At 49.8% G+C, this 23,129-nt stretch carries 15 protein-coding genes and 1 other RNA gene; 11 read left to right on the forward strand and 5 right to left on the reverse strand.

What is annotated here, in order from left to right; all coding sequences use genetic code 11:
- Nucleotides 1-65: 65 nt before the first annotated feature.
- Nucleotides 66-869 (reverse strand): class I SAM-dependent methyltransferase, encoded by an 804-nt coding sequence (locus DFP94_RS15680; protein WP_114497408.1) that lies wholly within the window; start codon nt 867-869, stop codon nt 66-68.
- A gap of 353 nt (nt 870-1,222) precedes the next feature.
- On the opposite strand from DFP94_RS15680, the gene DFP94_RS15685 reads away from it, so the two are divergent.
- The 6 genes from DFP94_RS15685 (at nt 1,223) to smpB (ending at nt 9,666) form a co-directional block, all read left to right on the forward strand.
- Nucleotides 1,223-2,230, forward strand: a complete 1,008-nt coding sequence (locus DFP94_RS15685) for a LacI family DNA-binding transcriptional regulator (RefSeq protein WP_114497409.1) — start codon at nt 1,223-1,225, stop codon at nt 2,228-2,230.
- Between the two features lie 721 nt (nt 2,231-2,951).
- A complete protein-coding gene (locus DFP94_RS15690) occupies nt 2,952-4,625 on the forward strand; it encodes a glycoside hydrolase family 13 protein (protein WP_114497410.1) in 1,674 nt (557 codons plus the stop codon).
- 119 nt (nt 4,626-4,744) lie between these two features.
- Nucleotides 4,745-4,978, forward strand: a complete 234-nt coding sequence (gene secG / locus DFP94_RS15695; protein WP_114497411.1) for a preprotein translocase subunit SecG — start codon at nt 4,745-4,747, stop codon at nt 4,976-4,978.
- A gap of 458 nt (nt 4,979-5,436) precedes the next feature.
- Nucleotides 5,437-8,106, forward strand: coding sequence for a ribonuclease R (rnr, locus tag DFP94_RS15705; RefSeq protein WP_114497561.1), 2,670 nt, complete (start codon nt 5,437-5,439; stop codon nt 8,104-8,106).
- A 668-nt stretch (nt 8,107-8,774) separates the two neighbouring features.
- Nucleotides 8,775-9,074 carry a hypothetical protein gene (locus DFP94_RS15710; RefSeq protein WP_114497413.1) on the forward strand — a complete coding sequence of 100 codons (300 nt, stop codon included), beginning with the start codon at nt 8,775-8,777 and terminating at the stop codon, nt 9,072-9,074.
- Nucleotides 9,075-9,186: 112 nt separating this feature from the next.
- A complete protein-coding gene (gene smpB / locus DFP94_RS15715; protein ID WP_114497414.1) occupies nt 9,187-9,666 on the forward strand; it encodes an SsrA-binding protein SmpB in 480 nt (159 codons plus the stop codon).
- A gap of 68 nt (nt 9,667-9,734) precedes the next feature.
- Here smpB and DFP94_RS15720 read toward each other — a convergent pair whose 3' ends face one another.
- Nucleotides 9,735-10,769: a DUF2167 domain-containing protein gene (locus DFP94_RS15720; RefSeq protein WP_114497415.1), complete on the reverse strand. Its 1,035-nt coding sequence runs from the start codon at nt 10,767-10,769 to the stop codon at nt 9,735-9,737.
- Between the two features lie 300 nt (nt 10,770-11,069).
- On the opposite strand from DFP94_RS15720, the gene ssrA reads away from it, so the two are divergent.
- Together ssrA and DFP94_RS15730 are read left to right on the forward strand one after the other, a co-directional pair.
- Nucleotides 11,070-11,434, forward strand: a transfer-messenger RNA (tmRNA) gene (gene ssrA, locus DFP94_RS15725).
- 171 nt (nt 11,435-11,605) lie between these two features.
- Nucleotides 11,606-12,217, forward strand: coding sequence for a DUF4352 domain-containing protein (locus tag DFP94_RS15730; RefSeq protein ID WP_114497416.1), 612 nt, complete (start codon nt 11,606-11,608; stop codon nt 12,215-12,217).
- Between the two features lie 256 nt (nt 12,218-12,473).
- Here DFP94_RS15730 and DFP94_RS15735 read toward each other — a convergent pair whose 3' ends face one another.
- Nucleotides 12,474-13,223 (reverse strand): NADPH-dependent oxidoreductase, encoded by a 750-nt coding sequence (locus DFP94_RS15735; RefSeq protein WP_114497417.1) that lies wholly within the window; start codon nt 13,221-13,223, stop codon nt 12,474-12,476.
- Between the two features lie 161 nt (nt 13,224-13,384).
- Between DFP94_RS15735 and DFP94_RS15740 the strand changes: the two genes are divergently transcribed.
- Both DFP94_RS15740 and DFP94_RS15745 read left to right on the forward strand, forming a co-directional pair.
- Nucleotides 13,385-13,873 carry a MarR family transcriptional regulator gene (locus tag DFP94_RS15740; protein WP_114497418.1) on the forward strand — a complete coding sequence of 163 codons (489 nt, stop codon included), beginning with the start codon at nt 13,385-13,387 and terminating at the stop codon, nt 13,871-13,873.
- Nucleotides 13,874-14,042: 169 nt separating this feature from the next.
- Nucleotides 14,043-14,837, forward strand: coding sequence for a sensor domain-containing protein (locus DFP94_RS15745; protein ID WP_114497419.1), 795 nt, complete (start codon nt 14,043-14,045; stop codon nt 14,835-14,837).
- A 232-nt stretch (nt 14,838-15,069) separates the two neighbouring features.
- Here DFP94_RS15745 and DFP94_RS15750 read toward each other — a convergent pair whose 3' ends face one another.
- Nucleotides 15,070-19,842 carry a polysaccharide lyase family 8 super-sandwich domain-containing protein gene (locus tag DFP94_RS15750; protein ID WP_181873172.1) on the reverse strand — a complete coding sequence of 1,591 codons (4,773 nt, stop codon included), beginning with the start codon at nt 19,840-19,842 and terminating at the stop codon, nt 15,070-15,072.
- 753 nt (nt 19,843-20,595) lie between these two features.
- Here DFP94_RS15750 and DFP94_RS15755 point away from each other — a divergent pair.
- Nucleotides 20,596-22,095 (forward strand): glycoside hydrolase family 43 protein, encoded by a 1,500-nt coding sequence (locus DFP94_RS15755; RefSeq protein WP_114497421.1) that lies wholly within the window; start codon nt 20,596-20,598, stop codon nt 22,093-22,095.
- Between the two features lie 2 nt (nt 22,096-22,097).
- On the opposite strand, the gene DFP94_RS15760 is transcribed toward DFP94_RS15755, so the two are convergent.
- Entirely contained in the window at nt 22,098-22,958 is an 861-nt protein-coding gene (locus tag DFP94_RS15760) for a helix-turn-helix domain-containing protein (RefSeq protein WP_114497422.1), read from the reverse strand.
- Between the last annotated feature and the right edge of the window lie 171 nt (nt 22,959-23,129).

Consider the following 23,129-nt stretch of genomic DNA (forward strand, 5'->3'; position numbering starts at 1 on the left):
GATCTTATTTATTAGAGTAAGAGGTGGTGAGTCTCCATCTCTTACTCTATTTCAGTTTAATATGGTTAATGGTTAATATTAATCGCAGGAGCATATTCAGCCACGATGCTGATAGCCTGTAGTTGGGAAGCATGTTTGACGAATTGGCGCCGCATTTGAAGGACGCGCTTCAAGGCGGTTCTGTTCTTGAGGAGATTCCTTACCATTTTGGCAACTCCGCGCCATCCTTCATCTTGGACCAGGCGCCCGAAATGAAGCAGATGCATCGGCGCCGTCTGGACGGAAAGGACGTTGAACCCGTTATTCTCCAGTAACTGCATCCATTCCCCTGCTGTCAGCGGTGCGACATTGACACGAATGACCTGGGCGAGGTCCTTGCATACCTGCTTTCGCAGCGCAGGGTCTATATCGCCCGGAGCTAGGCTCATTTCGTGAATCCCGTACCGTCCACCCGGCTTTAGTAACCTTGCCGCCTCCTGGATGATCCTCTCCTTTTGGACAGGTGCTTGCATGGTTAGCATAGCTTCACCGTATACGACGGTCGCAGACCGGTCAGGAAGCGGGACTTGCTCTACATTACCGATAATGACACTGCGGCGATCTCCGGACAGATAGGATTGGACGGTTTGGGCAGCCTGCTCGTTTTGTTCAATTGCAATATAACTGTGCGGGCTTCGGCTTAACGTCATCCTGGCGGTTATTCCGAGACCGGGGGCAAATTCAATGACTTGATCCGTGTCGTGGATATTCAAATGCTCCAGCATTTTTCGAGTCAGGCCGATGCCTCCGGGGCGGAGTACCTTTTTGCCGAGACTGGCCAATACCCAATGTCCAGGCATTTTCGTGTAATCTTTGTTCAATGTATTCATTAAGATATCCTCCTTTGCTATTCACCCTAACAAGCCCGCTGCGATTCCTGGGCCATTCTGAGCCCAAGACCAATCAGCATTCTGTAGCCTGAGACGAGAAGCTGATTTAGCAACTCCCCACTCTGTACCATTGTAAACAAAGAATAAATGATAATAATTATCATTATCAATGATATATTCAAAAGGAATTTATTTTATGTGATTATGGTCACTTTAATGAAAATGAAGGTGCTTGTGGCAGTGTGGGGATGATCGACAGAAGGAGTTAATTATAGTAAACTTATCAATAAGTAAACGTTTACGTCGTGATTCCAAGTAGATGAAATGAAGCATGAATTGGAGAAGATATGTCGATGAGCTCAACAATTAAGGACGTGGCCAAGCACGCCGGCGTGTCGGTGGCGACGGTATCCCGTGTTCTGAATAACCTGCCGGGTTATTCGGAGGAAACGAAGCGCAAAGTGGAACAAGCGGTGAAGGAGTTGGGATACCAGCCTAATGCAATTGCACGCGGTCTTGTTAACAAACGAACGCAAACCATCGGTGTGCTGTTTCCCAGCGTGTCCAGTTCGTTCTCATCCGAAATTTTGCACGGGATCGAAGATGTAGCGCAGAATCACAATTATAGCATCATCGTCTGCAATACGGCGGAAGACGGGAAACGGACGATGAAATACTTGCAGGTGCTGCGGGAGAAACGGGTGGACGGGATTATTTTTTCCAGCGGCGTATTGGAGCCGGAATACTATGAGGCCGTTCAGGCTATGGATGTGCCTCTCGTGCTCGTGGCGACGCAGTCGGAGTTTGACGGGGCTCCTTACGTCAAAGTTGATGACCGGAAGGCGGCGTATGATGCCGCCTGCTATCTGATCCGCCGGGGGCACCGGGAGATCGCTATGATCGGCGGCGGCGAAAGCGACCTGATCGCGGGACGGCCGCGATACGAGGGCTTCCGCCAAGCGCTGCGGGATCATGGTCTCCCGCTTCGGGAGGACCATGTGCTGGACGGCGGCTTCACCTTCGAAGGCGGATGCCGGGCCGCGGAGCGGCTGCTTACGGCCGCGCCCGAGGTGACGGCGGTGTTCGCCGCCGGGGACGAGATGGCGATCGCCGTCATCTCTATGGCGGCTAAGCTGGGCATAGCCGTGCCGGGGCGGTTGTCGGTCATCGGTTACGACAACCTGAAGCTGGCGGAGATGAGCAATCCGCCGCTTACGACGGTCGCCCAGCCGCTTCAGGAGATGGGCCGGCTGGCGTCGGAGAAGCTGATTGCGATGCTGGATAACGGGGAGACGGCGTTCAGCGAAATCGTCCCGCACCGGGTGATCGAGCGGCAAACGGTCAAGCAGCGCTCGCTTTAACATGGGGGCGGCATGAAGCCGCAGCCTGCTGCTGCAACTTTTTCTTTCGCTCGCTCACTCAAATAGCGGCCAAATAGGGCCTTATTTGGTCGATGCAAGATGAAAAGGGAGAAATAAGGACGTTTTGGGTCTTATTTCTTGGAAATATACTCAATTGGGGAAGATTCCGCTGTATTTCCTCAATTAGCGTCCTTAAAAGATCCTATTTTCCTCGTTAAGCGCAAAAGGATGAAATAGGGACCCAAAAGATCGCTATTGGGCAAGTGCCTGCAAAAAAGAAAGTTGGTGGCGGCACCCAAGCTTCTCGAACAAACAGTTAGCTTGTGGCGCATCAGGATTCACGAAAAAAGTAAATTAGTTGAATAAATATGTAAGTGTAAGTGTTACGTAAACGTTTACGTTCACGTTAAAATGAGAGCTTTCCTATCAATAAAAATGGTCTGCAGAAGGGTAATAATAAGGAGCATAAAGGCTCCTTGAGCAGTCTGGATTCAGAGTAAATTCTGGTCACAGGCAAGCCAATTACAGATTAAGCCAACCAATACAAACCGACCAAACAAACCCAATACAGGCAGGTCACTTAATTAAGGCAAGGCAACCAATACAGGCAGGTCACTCAATTAAGGCAAGGCAACCAATGCAGGCAACCAATGCAGACCAAGAGAAACCAAATTAATGCAGGCCAATAAATTCAAGCCAACAATTTTGAGGAGGAGCCAATATGGACAAAAAGTGGTGGAAAGAGAGCGTCGTGTATCAAATTTATCCGCGCAGTTTTATGGATAGCAATGGAGACGGGATCGGGGATCTCCAGGGGATTATTTCAAAGCTGGACTACCTGAAAACGCTCGGCGTGGACGTAGTGTGGTTGTGCCCGGTTTATGAGTCGCCGAACGACGACAATGGGTACGATATCAGCAATTACAGGGGGATCATGCACGAGTTCGGGACCATGGCGGACTGGGAAGAACTGCTCGCCGGCTTGCATGAGCGGGGCATGAAGCTGATCATGGACCTGGTCGTCAACCATAGCTCCGACGAGCATGCCTGGTTCGTCGAGTCCCGCAAATCGAAAGATAACGAGTACCGCGATTACTATATTTGGCGCCCGGGCAAAGACGGCAAGGAACCGAATGATTGGGGCTCCTTCTTCAGTGGCCCGGCCTGGAAGTATGATGAGCAAACGGGCGAATACTACCTCCATCTTTTCTCAACGAAGCAACCGGATTTGAACTGGGAGAACCCAAAGGTACGCCAAGAAGTGTACGATATGATGACCTGGTGGCTGGATAAAGGCATCGACGGATTCCGGATGGACGTCATCAACGTCATTTCCAAGGTGCCGGGATTGCCGGACAGCTCGGACGGATCGGGCTGTGGCGAGCATTACATCAATGGCCCGCGCGTGCATGAGTTTTTGCAGGAAATGAACCGGGAAGTGCTGTCCAAATACGACATTATGACGGTCGGGGAGACGGTCGACGTGACGCCTGAAGATGCGGCGCTGTTCGCCGGCAGCGACGGAAACGAGCTGAACATGGTGTTCCAGTTCGAGCTGATGGGCATCGACTCGGGGCCGACCGGCAAGTGGGAAGTGACGCCGTGGAAGCTGACGAAATTCAAGGAGATCGTGAGCAAATGGCAGACCGAGCTGCAAGGCAAAGCATGGAACAGCATCTATTTGAACAATCACGACCAGCCTCGCCAATTGTCGAGATTCGGTCATGACGGAGAACATCACAATGTGTCGGCCAAAATGCTGGGCACGCTGCTACACACGCTTCAAGGCACACCGTACATTTATCAAGGCGAAGAGATCGGCATGACCAACGTACGCTTTAAAACGATCGAAGAATACAAGGACATCGAGACGCTTAACATGTACAAAGACTATCAAAAGAGAGGACATGACGACTCCGAGATCATGGAATCGATCTATACGAAAGGGCGCGACAATGCCAGAACGCCGATGCAGTGGAACGGGGAGGTTCAGGCTGGGTTCACCACCGGGACGCCTTGGCTCGCCGTTAATCCGAACTACAAAGAGATCAATGCGGAAAATGCGCTGAAGAATCCCAACTCTGTTTTCCACTATTATAAGAAGCTGATCGAGCTGCGTAAAAAACATGACGTTATCGTTTACGGCGACTACGCTATCATCAATGAAAGCAATGAACAGATTTATGCTTATACGCGGACTTTGGGCGATGTGCAATTACTGGTCATCCTCAACTTCTATGAACAACCGGCCGAATTCAAGCTGGATGAACAAATCCGTTTTCAAAACAAGGAACTGTTGATCGCCAATTACGACGTTCCTGTGGAAGAGGATTTCCACCAAATCTCCTTGCGGCCTTATGAGGCACGGGTTTATAAACTTCAAGGGGTAGAATAAGGATAACGGTTGTTATTCGTATTTTGAAATGGTATAATGATAATGCTGTTTTTGTATCGTTAATGATTAAGTATAAGGAAAATAGATTTCGAAGTGTTCTCACTTAGGAGGTGGATTGGATGAATATCTTTTTGGAAGTGTTGCTCATTATTTTCTCCATCGGTCTGATTGCGGTCGTTCTGCTGCAAAAAGGGAAGAGCGCAGGTCTTTCCGGTGCCATCTCCGGGGGTGCTGAACATCTCTTCGGCAAGTCGAAAGCGCGCGGCATGGAACTCGTTTTGGAACGGGTAACGATCGGGTTGGCAGCAGGATTCTTTATCCTGGCAATCGTAGTCGCTGTCGTACAAAGGTAGAAATAAATCTAAATCAAAAAGCCTTCGTTCCCATTCGGAAACGGGGGCTTTTTTTATGGGCAAAGATGCAAGAGACGAAAAAGGCGGAAAGAAGGAGAGGACGGAACTCCCTGAATCATCGGAGGTTTCTAGAATAAATTTGAAGATTTTGCGCAATAGTGATGCAATCTATTTTCTCTTCCCGGTTCCTTACCGATATTTTCTGAAAAGAGAGAAGCGGAATTTTCGGTATTTTGCGGTGGGAATTTAGGGGGGATTAGCATCCAGATTGAAAAGCTCTTCGGGGAGAGGGAGAGGCTCTCAGTTCCGGTGCGAAAAGGCGTTCATTCCGAAAAAAGTGACAAACGGATGCCGGAGGTTGATTTCGTGTATACTAGGGTATATACATGAAGGGTATTCATGGAAATTATCGTACACAAATAATTTATGCCGGCGGACAGGCCGGCCGAGGTGAGAGCATGATAACAGAAACAGAGCTGCTCGCATTTATGCGGGAGACGGCGTATAAACCAATGACATACCAGGAGCTGGAAGAGCATTTTCAAATTACGGATGCTGCCGGTTTCAAGGAGTTCCTGAAGCTGCTGAACCAACTGGAGCAGGCAGGCAAGATTCTGTTGACGCGGAGCAACCGTTACGGGGTACCCGAACGGATGGATCTGGTGCGGGGGCGTTTGCAGGCCCACGCCAAGGGCTTTGCCTTTCTCATTCCCGATGACCGGGAGCATCCGGACGTATACGTTCACGCCAACGATCTGAAAAGTGCGATGAACGGCGATATCGTGCTGGTGCGCGTGAGCTCGAAAAGCGCCGGGGGCGGCAAGCTGGAAGGCGAGGTCGTGCGGATCGTTAACCGGGCGATTACCCAGGTGGTCGGCGTGTTTCAGCATAACGAAACCTACGGGTTCGTCATTCCGGACGATAAGCGGATTAACCGGGATATTTTCGTGGCGCAGGAGAATTTCGGCGGTGCGGTAGACGGTGAAAAAGTCGTGGCCCGCATCGTCAATTACCCGGAAGGGCGGTCGGCGGCGGAGGGAGCCATCATCGAGATTCTCGGGCATAAGGATGACCCGGGGGTCGATATTTTGTCGATCATCCGCAAGCATCAGCTGCCGGAGGCGTTCCCCGATGAAGTGATGGCGGAAGCGCAGGAAGCGCCGGATGTCATTGCCGAGGAGGAGATCGCTAAGCAGGGCCGGCGCGATCTCCGGAACAAGGTGATCGTGACGATCGACGGCGAGGATGCGAAGGACCTCGACGACGCGGTCAACGTGGAGCGGTTGCCGAACGGCCATATCCAGCTCGGTGTGCATATCGCGGACGTAGGCTACTATGTGCGCGAGGGTTCGAAGCTGGACCAGGAAGCTTACAACCGCGGCTGCAGTGTGTATCTCGTCGACCGGGTCATCCCGATGCTGCCGCATCGGCTGTCCAACGGCATTTGCTCGCTCAACCCGAAGGTCGACCGCTTTACGTTGTCCTGCGAGATGGAGTTCGACGAGCAGATGAAGGTCGTGAAGCACGATGTTTTCACAAGCGTGATCCGGACTACGGAGCGCATGACATATACGAACGTGCGCAAAATTTTGCAGCAGGAGGATCCGGAGGTGACGGAACGCTACAGTCATCTGACGGATACGTTCGAACTGATGCGCGAGCTTGCGCTCAAGCTGCGGGGCAACCGGATGCGGCGCGGAGCGGTCGATTTCGACTTCGAGGAATCAAAGGTCATCGTCGACGAGAACGGCAAGGCGGTCGACATCGTCAAGCGGGAGCGGTCTATTGCGGAGCAAATTATCGAGGAATTCATGCTGGCGGCGAACGAGACGGTGGCTGAGCATTTCCACTGGCTCAAGGTGCCGTTCATCTACCGGATTCATGAGGATCCCGATCAAGAGAAGCTGATGAATTTTATGGCATTTGTGTCCAATTTCGGTTATGCCGTCAAGGGCGGGAAAGGCAACAAGATTCACCCGCGCGCACTGCAGACGCTGCTGGAGGATATCCAGGGCACGAAGGAGCAGACGGTCATCAGCACGATGATGCTGCGGTCGATGAAGCAGGCGAAGTACGACGCCGAGAGCACTGGTCATTTCGGGCTGGCGGCGGAGTTCTACACGCACTTTACATCCCCGATCCGCCGCTACCCGGATTTGGTGATCCACCGGGTCATCCGCGAGGTGATCGAGCATGGCGGGGCTCTGCCGGAAGCGCGGCAGGAGTATTTGGCCAGCCGCATGCAGGAGATTGCGCAGCAATCGTCCGAGCGGGAGCGGGTCGCCGTGGACGCGGAGCGAGATACGGAACAGTTGAAGAAAGCGGAGTTCATGCTGGATAAGGTCGGGGAGGAATTCCCCGGCATTATCAGCAGCGTAACGAGCTTCGGGATGTTCATCGAGCTGGAGAACACGGTGGAAGGGCTCATCCGTCTCAGTGCGATGACGGATGATTATTACCACTTCCATGAGCAGCATATGGCACTGATCGGCGAGCGTACATCGAAAATTTACCGCATCGGCGATGAGGTAAAAATCCGCGTAGCCCGCGTGAACATGGACGATCATACGATCGATTTCGAGATGGTCGATATGAAGCCGCGCCGCCGTGAGGATTCGAACGGCGGAAACGGCGGCGGCGGGTTTAACGGCGCCGCGGGCGCTGGGCGCGGTGGCGGTAAGCGCGGCGGAAGCGGCAAGGGCGGCGGCAAAGTTGGCGCCGGCAAGGCGGGCTGGAGCGGCAAAGCCGGTAAGGGCGGCGCCGCAGGCACAGGCGCCGGGATAGGCGAGGCCGCCTCGGCCGGCCGCGGCAAACGCGGCGGCGGACGCCGAAGCGACGCGGCGGGGGGCGGCAGTGCCGCCCCCGCCATGAGCTTCGGCTTTGGCTCCGGCAAGGGCGGCTATGCGCCCGGGCCGGCGGCCCTCAGCCGCGACTCCGGAAGCTACCGCTCCGGAGAAGGCGGCGGGTCCGGCTCGCGGCGGAAGAAGACGTCCGCGAGCGGGATTTTCACCGGCGGCGGAGGCAGCACCGATGAGAGTACGGCGTCGTCCCCGCGCAAGAAGCGGGGCGGCGGCAAGAGCAAGGGCGGCAACGGCACGGCTGCGTTCGTGCGTAAGAAGAAAAAATAGCCGCATCGGCAAGCTAGTTGGGCCGGGTATCGCTTCGTGCGATCCCGGCCTGTTCCACTTATCAGTAATTTTCATGTTGGCGTCACCTTAGTTCTAACAATGTCCTCTCCGGGTGGAATTTTCGCAAAAAATGTCTTTCAAAAGGTGGACACTTTTCTGTGAAAGAGATACTGACTCCTCATCCATAAAACGTCCATATATAGTAGTTTAGAGGCATTGAGATACTTAATATTGACTTTAGCCATATGCGAGGAAAAAGACCTTCGTGTCCACTTTTAGGTGGACATTTTTATGAATTGTCCGCTTGAAGAATACAGTGATCCTGCGTATCGTTCGTTAGAGACACGTTAATTATCAAAAAGTCTATTGTCGCTAGTCGAAATGGCCGCGAAAAAAGCAGGTTTAAGTTGATGCCTTACAAAATTACCAGATTCATGATGAATGTTCCTTTAAAGAACGCTATACACAGGGGCAATGAATAATCAATTTAATAAAAGGTGGCAGTCCTACGAAACCTGATGGTTTGTTCCTGGGCTGTCACTTTTTCATATTAATCAAGCTCTTTAAGCCTTCCCGCACACTCCATAGAAGAAACATATGCAGGCGTTCTTAAATTCTTCCTGTCTTGTAGGTAGAGCCGGTGTCGTTGGACGGTGGGAGCAGAGGCGGTGGGAGCGGAGGCGGTGCCGCGTCCGGATTCCGGGTCCGGGTGGGCGATCCAGGGCAACTATGATCAGTTCGTGGCGGAGACGGCCAAGTACCGGGTGCGCAATATCGATATTTTTACGCAGAACCTGGAGGATATATTCATCTGGTGGGGAAATTCAGCGATAAAATCGAGTGGCTACGGGGGAATCATTAACGGCAGCGTGAATTTGGGCATCAGTTTCACGATTCTCGCAGTGATCGGCCTGGTGACGTTCGGACTCGCGGTAATTCTATTCCGCAAGCGCAATCTGCCCCTGTAACTCGGGGGCTTTTCTTGATTTTGCGCGGGAGAGTTGTTACAATTAAGGTCTGGCGTTTTCATAAGGCCTGAGACGCTTTTGCGGCTATAAGTTTGGGATGAGGAGGATGAACATGGCGAAGAAAAATGACGGCAAAGTGCTGGCCCAGAACAAAAAAGCTTCCCATGACTATTTCATCGAGGATACTTTCGAAGCGGGAATGGTACTCACCGGCACTGAGATCAAATCGATCCGGAACGCCCGGGTGAATATCGGGGATGCTTTTGCGACGATCCGGAATGGGGAAATCCACATCCACAATATGCATATCAGCCCGTTCGAGCAGGGGAATCGATACAATCCGCTTGACCCGACCCGGACGCGTAAGCTGCTGATGCATAAAGCTCAGATCAGCAAGCTGCTCGGCTTGTCCAAGCAGGAAGGCTATTCCATCGTACCGCTGAAGATCTACATCAAGAACGGCTACGCCAAGCTGCTAATCGGCCTCGGCAAAGGGAAAAAGCAGTACGACAAACGCGATGCCGCCGCCAAACGCGACGCCCAGCGCGACATTCAGCGCGTGCTGCGAGAGAAGCAGAAAGTGGCCAAATGACGATATACAACAAAACCGGGAGCGCCTTATTCGGCTCCCGGTTTTTTATGTTCTGAGCTTATACCCTGTTACATCGAAGTGGGTGGCTTATTAGGATCGTTCTCCGCCTCAAATTTGCTTTTGAAGCGATTTTCCTCCGGATTCTCGGGAGAGGATTGGTGATCCACATGCAAAGCAGGAGCATTTTCCGAGTTCGGGTCGGTGCCTAAGTTCCCTTGCGCCGGCTCGGTATTTTTCCCCTTTTTCTTGAATAACTTGCCGAGCCAAAGCAAAGGTGCAAAAATAACGATCCAAAACTTCTTGGCTATTAAAGCGATGATGGCAATGACGCCCGTTTTTTTGGCCACGGCAAGTCCGGCTCCCCCTAGAATGAGTCCCGTCAGGCCCATGGAAGACTTCTTGTCCGTAGAAGGATCGAAATCAGAGTATGTATTGCCTGGAGTTACGGAGAGACCAGGGAGCAGTTCCTGAGTAAACGTTGTACGGTCGGCCTCCAGGGTTTCCGGGGTAGATACCAGGATTGCCGATATGTATCCCACGCGTGTAAGAATGCGCACGTTATAATTAATTATTTGTTCTCCGTTGTTGTCATGAAGGAGCAGAGCCCATGTGAGGCTGCGCATGGATTCATCATAGGCAGGCTCTTTAAACCATCCTTCCACATACAATTGATTGTATTCGGGAAGCTTTTTGTTCGCTTCCTTCTGCCCTCGTTCATAGCTCTTGAGCAGCTCATCGGCATCGATGTCCGATTTTTCTTTATCTTCGATATGACCGGATTCGGCATATTCAAAGTAAACGCTCCATACGGAATTCTCATCTCCTGGCTGCACATATCCGATTTCATCGTAAGTCGGGAGGTCCTCGAAGCTTTCGATGAAAGCAATCGTATTATCCTTGTCGAGGAAATAATAATTTTGCGGCAGCGTGAGCTCTGCAATGTTTGTAAGCTTAACTTTCTGTCCGGAGCCTACGGTCCAGTACAGGTTGGGTTCTTGCACCTCTTCTGCAACTGCGTTGAAGGGCATAGCGAGTATGCTGAGCAGGATCAGGCAGGATAGCAGAAGTTTTCTGATTTTTGGCTTGTTGTTGCTGAGTTTCATGATTAACCCCCAATATTAGTGTTTTACTCCAAAGAAAAAAATGGAATGTTATGATCTTACCACGATCATTCTGCATAATGAAGGAAGAAAAATACATATTTCGAGTTTATTCTTGCTTTTTTGCTATTATGTGAATTTGCTTTTCGGTCCGTTCATTGCTACAATTATTTCTACCGCTTGGCACTGTTGCCATGTATTCACCAGACAATTCGCGTGCTATCTGTGGTATACTAATGAATGTTAAGAAAAGAATCAAAGCATTCATGCTCAGCCGTTTAACCGGAAACACCTTGAGAATAAGGGGGCGTTTTTGGATTCGACGGGGGTAGATCGAGCATGGGTAGCGGGTAGTGGGGACGCGTCCGCTTTATCAACGCTAAAGCCTATTAAACGGCAAACAAAACAACAACTTAGCTTTCGCAGCTTAATAACCTGTGAGCTAGCTCTGCCTCTGCATCGCCCATGTGCCGAGATTAGGGCCCAACTTTAGTGGGATACGCCGATTGGTCTCCGCCTGGGGCCTTTCGGAAGAAGACAATCAGGCTGACCTGAAGGGAATCCGGTGACAGGGAGTCTCTAGGGTGACATCAAATCTGTCACTACACCCGTAGAAGCCTATGTGGCGTTGCCTTCGGACAGGGGTTCGACTCCCCTCGCCTCCATACTTAGTATGAGAAAAAGCGACCGTGATTGGTCGCTTTTTTGCATCCTCATATAATTAAAAAGTTACTTTTTATTTTAATAAAATAGAAAGTGGCAAAATATTGAAAGAAATGAAATTTAGGAACCGAAAAACTCGTAATATGTGGTAATATGTAGAAAAGGGGGAGAGAGTTTTGAGAAAGACTAGTTTGAGAATTTTATTTTTGGCACTGTTATTACTGGTTACTGCATGTGGAGGTGCCGCGTCTACATCAACAGGAGCGCAGAATGCTAATACTTCTGTAAAGGATCAAGGTCCTGCAGAAAACGTAAATAATGAGCAAACAGGTGATGCTGTTACAGAAGAACCGACTAAGGAGCCTGAAGAGCCGAAAGAGGTTGTCTACAAAGTAGGGGACAAGTTCAATTTGGGCAATTGGGAAGTTGTGCTGGACTCTTTTGAATTCAATCAAAAAGTCAGTGATGAATACTTTTCTTCTAGTGCGGACGAGGGCAATAGGTTTTTAATTTTAAATTATACGGTTACTAATCAAGGAACGGAAGCAGACAATTTTACGTCAATGATTGGCGGAGTCGAAATGAAGGCGCTATTTCAGGACAAATATGAGTATACATACACGATCACGATGATAGATAAAGATCTTAGCAAAGAAAGTATTAAGCCTCTATCTTCAAAAACCGGATTTGTTGTAATGGAAGTTCCTGACACAGTAGCCAAATCAGAAGATAGTTTGATTCTAAAGCTGGTAAAAGATGAGAACAAGGCCACTATTAATTTAAGATAGTTGAAGTTGCCACTAGTATGAAAGAAACCGCAAGCGTAAGGGATTTTTCCCCAAGGCTTGCGGTTTCTTTGAGAGTTCCCTCGCTTCAAAGAACCTGCATCCTTCTTTCGTTCGCTAATGAATCTATCTAAGCTAAGGAAGGGGAACAAAATCCGTAATAGGACAGGGGTTCGACTCCCCTCGCCTCCATATGTAAAATCCACAACCGAGTCCGGTTGTGAATTTTTCGTTTCAGGCTCTTTATACACGATCCTCACTATTTCAAATCAAACCCTTTGCTTTTCACGTATTCCGTATACCCGCCCAACGGCAAATCCTTATCCAGCATGGAGATGAATTTTCCGGACCAGCTAGCCTTTTGTTTGTTGTTCGTTCGTGCGGTGTAATACTCCTCGATTTCCCGGTCATACCTTTCAACCTTTGCTTTAAGATCAAGATCATCATCATACAGGTTTTCAAAAAACACGGCGGACCGCGGCAACCGCGGCTTTTGCTCGGGGAACTCGTCGGGAACGCCTACTGCAAGACCGGCCAAAGGAATGACGAGGTCCGGCAGTCCAAGCCATTCGTCCAGAGCGGGCAGGGCCTCGTTAATTCCTCCGATAATCACGGCTCCGAGCCCCATGGATTCGGCTGCCAAATTGGCATTCTGCAGGGCAAGCGCGGCACTCAGCACAGCGGATTGGTAAAAATACGAGTAGCTCAAGTTGCGGCCCATTTTTTCCTGTTGGTCCGGGCCGGCGGCAAGCATCATCCGATGAAGATCGGCACAAAACACATAAAAGTACCCGCATTTCTCAACCGACGGATTTTTCGAATGCACCGCGATCTTCTTTCTCAGTCCCTGATCGGTCACGCCGATGATCGAGAACGGCTGCATATGCGCCGAGGTCGGTGCCATTTGCGCCGCATCGACAATGGCGTCGATTTGCTCGCTAGTCAACGAAATATTTTTAAACTTACGGATGGAGCGATGCTGGCGGATCATTTGCATAACCTCATTCATTTAGATTCCCTCCAAATAGTTAGTTTTCTGTAGAAGTCTCAGGAGACAGTGTTTAATTATATGGTTTCCATGGAAACCATAATAACAAGGAAAGGAGGTTCTGTCAAATGGTTTCCTTGGAAACCGTGGTATAATGAAAAGAAAAAAGGTAGGCTTGCCTTATGCCAGATATGAATGATGATTTGCTTCAGCTCAAAAACCGCATAGAAAAATCCATGTACCGGATTCTCATCAGCGAAACCGACGAGGACCAGGATCGGCTTTGGCTCATGGAGCATATCTCCAACGACCGGCTAAAAAGGATGCTGCCCCGCCTATCCCTCTCAAGCCTGCATGTTTTGGATGTGATCGATATGCATGAAGGCATCAAAGGAGTCGATATCGCCCGCGAAATGGAGATAACGAAAGGCGCCGTTTCTAAAATTACCCGCAAATTGTTGGATCAGGACCTGATTAGAAAAATTCAACTGCCGGACAACCTGAAAGAAATTTATTTCTCCGTGACTCCGCTCGGCGCCGAATTGGCCGAACTGCACCGGGTATTCCACCAAGAACAGGACCGAAAATCGATGGAATTGTTAACCAGTTTCGACGCGGCGTCGCTGGAAATCGTGGCAGACTTTCTGGAGAAGTTGGCCAGCCTGCGGTAGCCAAAATTCTACTTGGCAGAAGGTTTTTATCGGCGAAGTCGACAGATTCCTAGTCTTAAGTCTAGGTTCAGACACCCCCTAAGACGGTTATATTAGGCAAATAAGGTCGGATATAATGGATTTATATCTCACAGAGCGTGATTTATGAAGCCAAAAGGGGTGTTTGAATATGAAGGTAACAGAAGCGACTGCAATGGAGCGGGCAGGCAAGGTGAATTGGGTGCTTTTTAATCCAAAAACCTATGCAACGATCCTCTATTTATTGCTATCTCTCCCGTTAGGGATTATTTATTTTACAGTAGCGATAACGGGACTTACCCTATCCATCGGTTTAACTCCAATATTTATCGGAATACCGCTGTTTTTTGGAGTAGCCAAGCTGTTGAATGGGATCGTGAATTTTGAACAAAACATGATTAGACAAATTTTAGGTTTACCTGCTCCTTCTGTATCGTATACCTATAATCAACAATCTGAAGCCGGGGAGAACTGGTTGAAGCGAATGGTGAGAGGCTTTGAGGGTGGGCTATTCATTCGAAATCTGCTGCTTGTATTACTAAGATGTGTAACAGGCATTGTATTCTTTGTTATCATGGTAACGGCGATTTCACTAGGACTAGGATTAATTGCTCTTCCAGTCGTGCATATCATTTTGATGAATGAAATGCAGCTTGATATTTTAGAGAATAGCTTGTTTAGTTATTTTCATATAGATTGGACTTATAATCAGCAATATCTGCTGTACGTAGGCCTTGGCCTTGTGTTTTTCTGGCTAGCGCTGCGCGTCGTGAATGGACTCATGCAAATTCAGCGCAGAATCATGTATGTGGATGAGCCATATCAGCAGCCGTCAGTGCCGCCAATGGAAGCACAAATACATGCGCCCGTTGAGTCGCAATATTATGAGTACCAAGAGGATCAGCCCACTCAAGGGATGATGCAGCCAGCCCATAGAGAGCTTTAGAAGTTCTCTTTTTTAAATCCACTACTTAGCGTATCGTACCTCATCAACACACTACGGCGAATTGTGGTTTTCACAGCCGTGGTTCGACTCCACCATGAAAAGCCCGACCACACGCGGACGGGCTTTTGCTATACCCCGAAATTGTAGACGGGTTGGAGATGACTGAAAAAAAGCGCAGGCACAGCATGAGGAACATATCTGTTCCTACGCTGTGCCTGGTGTTATCTATGTTTTATTGTTCCAATATCCGAACCAATAGGGTTACCGCTTCCGCCCGGGTCGCAGTACCGTTCGGAACGAACTTATTGTCACCGCGGCCGTCCACGATGTCCAGCTTGCGAACCGCCTCAATTGCGCCTTTCGCCCACTTCGGGATATCCTTATCGTCCGCGAAACCGGTCGTTGTGCCTGCTTCAGCAGACAGTTTAAGCGCTCTAGCGATCATCGCTGCCATTTCGGCACGGGTAATACGCGCATTCGGCCGGAAGCTGCCGTCCGCGTACCCGCTCACAATGCCTGCTTCAACAGCATTCGCAATTTCTTGCTTCGCCCATCCGCCGAGTTTGGCCTCGTCCGTAAACGCAGGCGCTGAACCTGTTTCTTCCAGCTTAAGCGCCTTGGCCAGCATGACCGTAAATTCGGCGCGGGTAATGGCGGCATTCGGCTTGAACGTTCCATCCGGATAGCCGCTGACAAGCTTCATGCCCGCCGCGCTCAGGATGGCGCTCTTCGCCCAATGTCCCGCGATGTCTGTGAACGATGGCGCCGGCGCGTTCGGTTCGCCGCTTTCGTCTTTCTTTTCGCCTACAGCCATGACCGCAAACTTGGTGAAGTGATCCACCTCGGCCGTAATTCGATCGCCGTTCACGACGCCGCCTATTTCAGTCCATACTTTCTTTGCATCGTCATAGTAGAAGATAGCGACTCTTTGATTGTCTCCTACAAGAGACGGATCGAACTTCATCGAGATGACGATCGGCTTCTTAAAGTTGCTGGTCATATTTTTCGTTAATTCATAGACGTTGCTGACAAGCGTTTCCTTATCGAATACGAGGTTTGCCGTACTGTTCAGCTTCTCGATCTCGATGCGCAGCTCTTGCTCCGCCGCCCCAGCGCCTATCGTAAGGATAACTTCTTTATCGAGGCTGACCTCGCCGGCCCGTCCGCTCGGAATAAGAATGATGCCGTTGGTCGATTCGATGACGGAAGTATTATTGCCATTACCTGTGCCGCTGCCGCTGACCGGCGTCTCCGGTTGCGGATCCTTCGGCGTCTCCGGTTGCGGAGCATTCGGTGTTGCCGTCACGGCATTGGAGAACTTGCTCTCGCCCCCCGCTCCCACGGCTTTCACTGAGAACGCGTATCGCGTGCCATTCGTCAGACCGGTTACTGTGTATGCGGTTTCCGTGACGTTCTCCTGCACTTGCACCCAATTGGCCGGATCAACCGGAGCCGCAGACCCTGCATACTTGTAAACGACATAGCGATCCGCACCAGCCACGGCATCCCAACTCAGCGAAACTTTCCGGTCTTCCGCCAAGGCGGCAAGATGAACCGGCGCTGCCGGAACCTGCGACAATGTCGAATTCGGCGTCGCCGTCACGACATTGGAGAAATTACTCTCGCCTCTCGCATCTACGGCTTTCACCGTGAACGCATAGCTTGTTTCGTTCGTTAATCCGGTTACCGTATACGTAGCTTCCGTTACGCTAGCTTGAACCAGCTGCCAGTTGCCCGGATCGGCCGGCGCAGCCATGCCTTCATATTGGTACACGGAATAGGTGACGCTTTCCGCCGGAGCGTCCCATTTTAAGGTTACGGATCGGTCACCGGGCGCCGCCGTCAAATTCGCAGGCGAAGCCGGAACAGATGCTTCATCCGACGATGGGATCACTTCCTTAGACGGCTTGGATGCCGCCGAATCGCCTTGAGCGTTCGTCGCGACTACCGTAAAGGTATACGCCGTACCGTTCGTCAAACCGGGGACGGTGATTGGGCTGCCCGAACCTTCCGCCGTCACAACAGCTTCTCCGTTTGCCCACGCGGTTACCTTATAGCCTGTAATTTCGCTTCCGCCGTTATGGACCGGCGCAGCAAAGCTCACCTCAACGGACCCGTCATGACCGACGGCATGCACATCGGCAGGCGCATCCGGGGCGGTAGCAAGAGCCGAATACACTTTAAATTCCCAGAGTGAGTAGCCGTATGTGGTCCCTCTTTTCGTGCCATACATCTGAACGTATCTTGCATTCACGGGTTCGAAGGAGATTCTATCGATTCCTCCGTCTCCGGTTGTGGTACTGTAAACCGTAGTCCAATTCGTCGCGTCGTCGGAAACCTGAATTTGGTACGCCTTTCCATACGCGTCTTCCCAATGTAGATCAACCTCCTGGATCGATTGGCTAGAGCCAAGATCGACATAGATCCACTGCGTATCGGAATAGTTAGATCCCCAACGGGTACTAAGTGAGCCATCGACCGCATAGCCGGGCCCGACGTTCGCTGCTCTGGACGAGCTTGCCTCTACCGGCTTGCCTTCTGCAAGATTGGGCGGTACTGCTTCATACACGTTAAATTCATAAAGCGAGTAGCCATTTCCGGTACCCTGCTGAACTCCTTGCATACGAACGTACCTGGCATTGATCGGACTGAAAGAAATGTCGTCGATTCCTCCGTTACCCGTCGTCGTTGAGTAAACATCACTCCAGGTGACAGCGTCGTCCGATACTTGAATTTTATAACTCTTCCCGTACGCTTTCTCCCAATTTAGCCTAACTTTATTGATCGAAAACTGATTTTGCAAATCAACATAAATCCATTCATTATCCGAATTGTTTGAACCCCAATACGAAGTTCTGTAAAGATCCGTAGCATTCGAGGCAAATAGGTTGTCTTTGCTGGATGAAGCGGTCGCACCTTTAGTATAAGCGAGATCGAATCCGCTATCGTCGATGGAGGACCCCTCATTCAAAGTCATGCTTCGGCCTGTGAACGTATCCTTGCCGAGCCTATAGCTTGTCGTGGATGTTTCTCCGTTTCGATTCAGCGTCACGTTCACTGTAATCCCCGGTGTTTCGGGATTGGCGACCGAAATACGGACAGGTGCTGAAGATTCGTCGACGATAACCATGGCGGGTTGATCTACTGTAACAATCAAACCGTCTCTCACCGTCACCGTTCCGGGTTGATAAAACAGCAATTCCGCAATCCCCAGCGACTCATGCCGGACAGCCTGGACGGATGATGTATTCGAAAGAATACTTATCGGGTTGTCGCTCGCGTAGTTGCTGACCTCTCCGGAGGTTTTGTTCGGCAATACGATGTATTGATAGGAAGCGTTAGTTGGTTTCACGCCATGATCGAGCCAAATTGAAAAAATCGGCTTGGTAATCGCCTCCGTTGAACTTCCCGTGATGACGTCACTCCATTTTCCGGTTTTCGTCTCCCGCTTTACTTGAAAATCCGTCGGATTCGGGAATATATAGCCGATATTATCGTTATAGGCCCAGCGTCCGTTGGTTTGCATCGTTCCGTCTGCTAGGGGATTGCCATCTACGAGAACTTCGCCTATCGCCTGACTTTGGTTCAATGTCGTATGGATCGGCGCGGTATTCGTAGAAGCGATTCCTGCACCAAGCGCCACCATTTCGTCATCGAAAAAGAAGTAGCCTTTCTTTCCGCTTGTATTCAACTTGTTAAAATCAAATGCGGTGGCTCCATAACGCTCGTTTGTCACTCCGCCTACAAACGTTTTGGGATTGTTGAAATTTCCGTCTTTCGTGAGTGCGTACGGGGCCGTCGTACCGGGAACATGGGCCCAGTCCATCAACCGGTAAACGGGTCTGTATTCGTCGCCGGTTCTCTGAATGGCGGTGGCTCCTTGCGGCGTCCAGAACAACAGGTTATATCCGCTGGGATTGATCGTTCTCCATTCGCCGCCTTTAACCGTGCTGGAGGCCATTTTGACCGTAATTCCGTAGTCAGTTCGCATATGGGAGGAGACAAGCGTTTGCCATTGCGTTATATTGTTGGCGTTCAGTCCGTTGCTCGTGCTCGTGCCGATCCTGCGAATATTGTCAAGGAAACTTGCAAACTCCGTAGCCCTCTTCGGATTGGCCGCCTGCATCCATTGCATCGGATCTTCATAGAAGGTCAAAGCCGCGCTCGAATAATCCGGCCAATCAGGTCCATTCATCCCCATGCCCAGATCGGCAACATCGCCTTTCACGAGATACCTGGTGCCGTCCAATAAATATGACGATAACGAATCAATCGCCGCCTCGCTGAACGAGAACACGGTGCCCGAGGCAATGTAGGCCCAGAATGACATATCTCTGGCAAAGCTTCTTCCATAGCCCGTCGTATAATTCGTTTTGCCATGCATAAAAAAGGACATGTCCGACTGGATTCCCGTCACGGTCGTCGTCACATTCGACAATACGTTAAACGCATTCACGGCGTTCCGAACGATCTGGGCATCCTCCAGCAACAAGCCCCGGTACATATAATTTTGATTGTACCAGGACGAATTGGCCCCATCGACAGTGTGAGGGCTGCTGTCTAACGTGCCAATAATATTGGAGGCTTGCGTTGCCGTTAAATAGCCTTCACATAAAAGCGCAATTTTTTCCAGCCTTAGTTGTTTGCCGATTCCGGTCTCCCACCAGTTGGTTGAAGTCGGCTTTACCGTGAACCAATAATCCAGCGCCTTTTGAATACCATTTAACAACGTTTCACTATGATAGTTTGGATCATTCGGGTCGGCAAAAGCCTGCGCCATCGACTGCATCCGGTCTAATGCAAGGTAGGGTGACCAACCTCTCCCATTGGCGGCGGAAGTTGTACTCGTGTAATCGACATCGTCCCAGCTTCCATCCGGTTTTTGATTGGATAAATAAGTACCTGCCTGTGATTTGAAGGTCCATTCGACCCGACCGTTCGTTCCGTCATTTATGATATCTTTGGAGATGTAAAAATCAACCATACGCTTTTTCATCATTTTCATGTCAGCGATCTCTTGAGAAGCATTCGTCTCCTCGGGAGTGCTCGCCGATACGGGCGAGTATAAAAATAGGGACGATATCATTGAACAAACAATAACAAGACAGATCCACCTCTTTACAAACCTTTGCATTTGGTTAGTCATTCACATGCGCTCCTTTGCTTAACTAATCTAAAAAATCTGATGATAGCGCTTTCCAATTCATGGATTGAAGACCGTTTACTTGTCAAGTTGCTTTTGCATCGTTTTCCTCCTTTCATCGAGACCGGCCATCATCAGCGTCCCGTTATCTATGCCGTTACCTTACCAAGCCCTCGCCGCAACGGCAATTCCTGCAAGCGCCAATTTTTCCTGCAAGCGCAGATTTACGAACTTCCCAAAAACAACACTATTTCAAAAATAAACGATTTTGTAGACGGTAATGCCCGTTATGCTATAATTAATCCTTAATTTATAAGCTTGGCAGGTATTATTGCGAAAGTTCTAGAGCCATGAAATTCAGACTTACAAAGGTTCGCAAACTTGGATATTCAGGTGCAGTACATTTCGCTTTCGGCAATAGGCTACTTAATCATCAGGAAACACGGGATGTGGTACAAAGGCCTATTTGTATGTCTATATCATGCTAGTTAAGTGACTTGAAAATGAAGGTTTTATTTCATGATGTGAAATATAATGGGGATTGCGAGGATAATCACTTGATAAAACCAAGTGTGTTCCAGGCTGCAAAAATCGATTAAGACAGGAGTGCAATGGATGCAGTTTACCAATCCCGTGATCCCCGGCTTTCACCCGGACCCTAGTATTTGCCGGGTAGGTGACGACTATTATTTGGTTACGAGCTCGTTTGAATATTTTCCCGGCGTACCTATTTTTCATAGCAAGGACCTTGTCCATTGGCGGCAGATCGGCCATTGCTTAACAACCGAAGAGCAGCTTCCGCTCGCCAATGCATGGAGTTCAGGGGGAATCTATGCTCCGACTCTTCGTTATCACAAGGGCTGGTTTTATATGGTGACTACTAATGTAAGCGGAGTCGGGAATTTCTACGTTAAAACGATGAATCCCGAAGGTCCCTGGTCGAAGCCCATCCAGGTTGCTCAGGACGGCATAGATCCTTCTCTTTTGTTCGATGATGACGGCCGCGTATATTTTCAATCTGCACGTAACGGCGGTATATATCAATGCGAAATCGATATCGAATCCGGGAGTATGTTGACCGGGAGTCGCTTGATCTGGACAGGATCGGGCGGGGCACATCCCGAAGCGCCTCACTTATACAAAATCAATGATCAATATTATTTGATGATCGCCGAGGGCGGGACCGAATACGGACATATGGAGACCGTAGCCAGAAGCAATGATCCGTTTGGGCCTTATGAATCCTGTCCTCATAATCCTATTCTTTCAAACCGAAGCATGGATAGCAAAATACACGCAACGGGCCATGCGGATCTGGTCCAAACCCAGGACGGCAGTTGGTGGGCCGTTTGCTTAGGAGTAAGGCCTGTTTCCTATCCATACAGGCACCACCTGGGGAGAGAGGTTTTCCTCGCGAACGTAAGCTGGAGTGCTGACGGATGGCCGATCGTTGGCAACGACGGTCACATTCATCCCCTAATGGAAGCGCCTGAATTACCGGAAGTGCGTTGGCCGGAGAAGCCGGTCAGAGACGACTTCAACCGTTCCCGGCTGGGAATGGATTGGACATTTTTACGAAATCTCAAGCAAGGCTGCTGGTCGTTGGAAGAACGGCCGGGTTATCTTGTTCTGCATGGCAATCAAACGTCTTTGAACGATATCGGTTCTCCGGCCTTTGTAGGGCGACGGCTTTGTCATTTCTCCAGCAATATTCGAGCAGCGATGGAATTTGAGCCGCTTATAGATGGGGAAGAGGCCGGTTTAACCGTTTATATGAACGAGAAGTATCATTACGATCTTGCCGTAAGGCGCGAGAGAGGACGGAAGATGATCGTTTTTCGCCGGACGGTCGGCTCGATGAAGGTAGAAGAAATGCGCGATTGCCCTGAGGGGGAAGTGGTGCTTCAAATTAAAGCTCTTCTCGAGAAGTTTGAAGCATCATTCCAAACCATTGAATCGAAGGTGTTTGAGATGGGATGGGGCGAAACTCATTTGCTTTCCACAGAAGTAGCGGGCGGCTTTACAGGCGTGTTTATGGCGATGTATGCAACGAGTGAATCGGAGCAAGTTACCCCCGCGTATTTTGATTGGTTTGATTATGAACCGGTGAATTAAATTCACCGGTTTTTTCGGTAGGTTTGAGGCGACATCCCATAGGTCTTTTTGAATAGGCGGGCCAGATAATTACTGTCATTAAATCCGCACGCATAGGAGATATCCGTTACTGAAAGATGGGTTTGTTTTAAGAGCATGCAGGCTCTTTCGAGACGAAGCCGCTGAAGATAAGCGATCGGCGTCGTTTGATAATACGCTTTAAAAATCCGGTTTAAGTGTCTTATGGAAATATTCGATTTTGCGGCAACTTCCTCCAACGCGATCGGCTCGAGATAGTGATCTTCAATATAGGAGACCGCATTCGCAAGGTGGATCAGGCCGCTGTCGAGGTCTTTTTCGCCATTGTCATAATGTCTGGACAAATAAACGACGAGTTCCATGAAGCGCGAAGCGAGCAAGGTTTGATGACCGGGAAGCTTGGACTCGTATTCCCCGACCATGAAAGAGATGAGAGACGCAACATATTCCAGGCTTGAAATCGACAAATTTAATTTGCTTTTATAAGCGGTGATATTTCGATAAAACGGTTCCAAAATGAAAAGCGCCTGAAACCCATTCAACGTCCGCAGATCGGGGCCGGCGGATTCAAGCATCTCCGGCTTGTACATAATGTTGCAAATCTTAAAGTCCTGAGGCTCTTTATAGGCATGAGAAGTACTGCCGTTAATAACAAAAACATGGCCCTTTTTGATAAATGATTCTTCGTTATTGACGATATGAGTAGCGTGTCCATTCAGGACAATGACTAATTCGGAGAAGTCCACGTGACTATGATCAAAGGTGTCTTCCTCGTGTCCTCCGTATTGAATGAAAAAGGGGAAATGCTCATCCCTCGTAAACCAGTTTAAATATACATTACTCAAAGGATCACCGCCTGATTATGCATATGTCTATATCATGCTATTGAATGACTTGAAAATCAAGGTTTGCCTATAAACGATGCGATAGAATAAGGAATGTAAGCAAGGCCGTAATTCGCCGGGTGGATGGTTTGCAGCCATTAAAGAAAGCGTATTCAATTGATGTTTGTTTCG

This window comes from Fontibacillus phaseoli, from assembly GCF_003337355.1.
In the GTDB taxonomy this organism is placed as follows: domain Bacteria; phylum Bacillota; class Bacilli; order Paenibacillales; family Paenibacillaceae; genus Fontibacillus; species Fontibacillus phaseoli.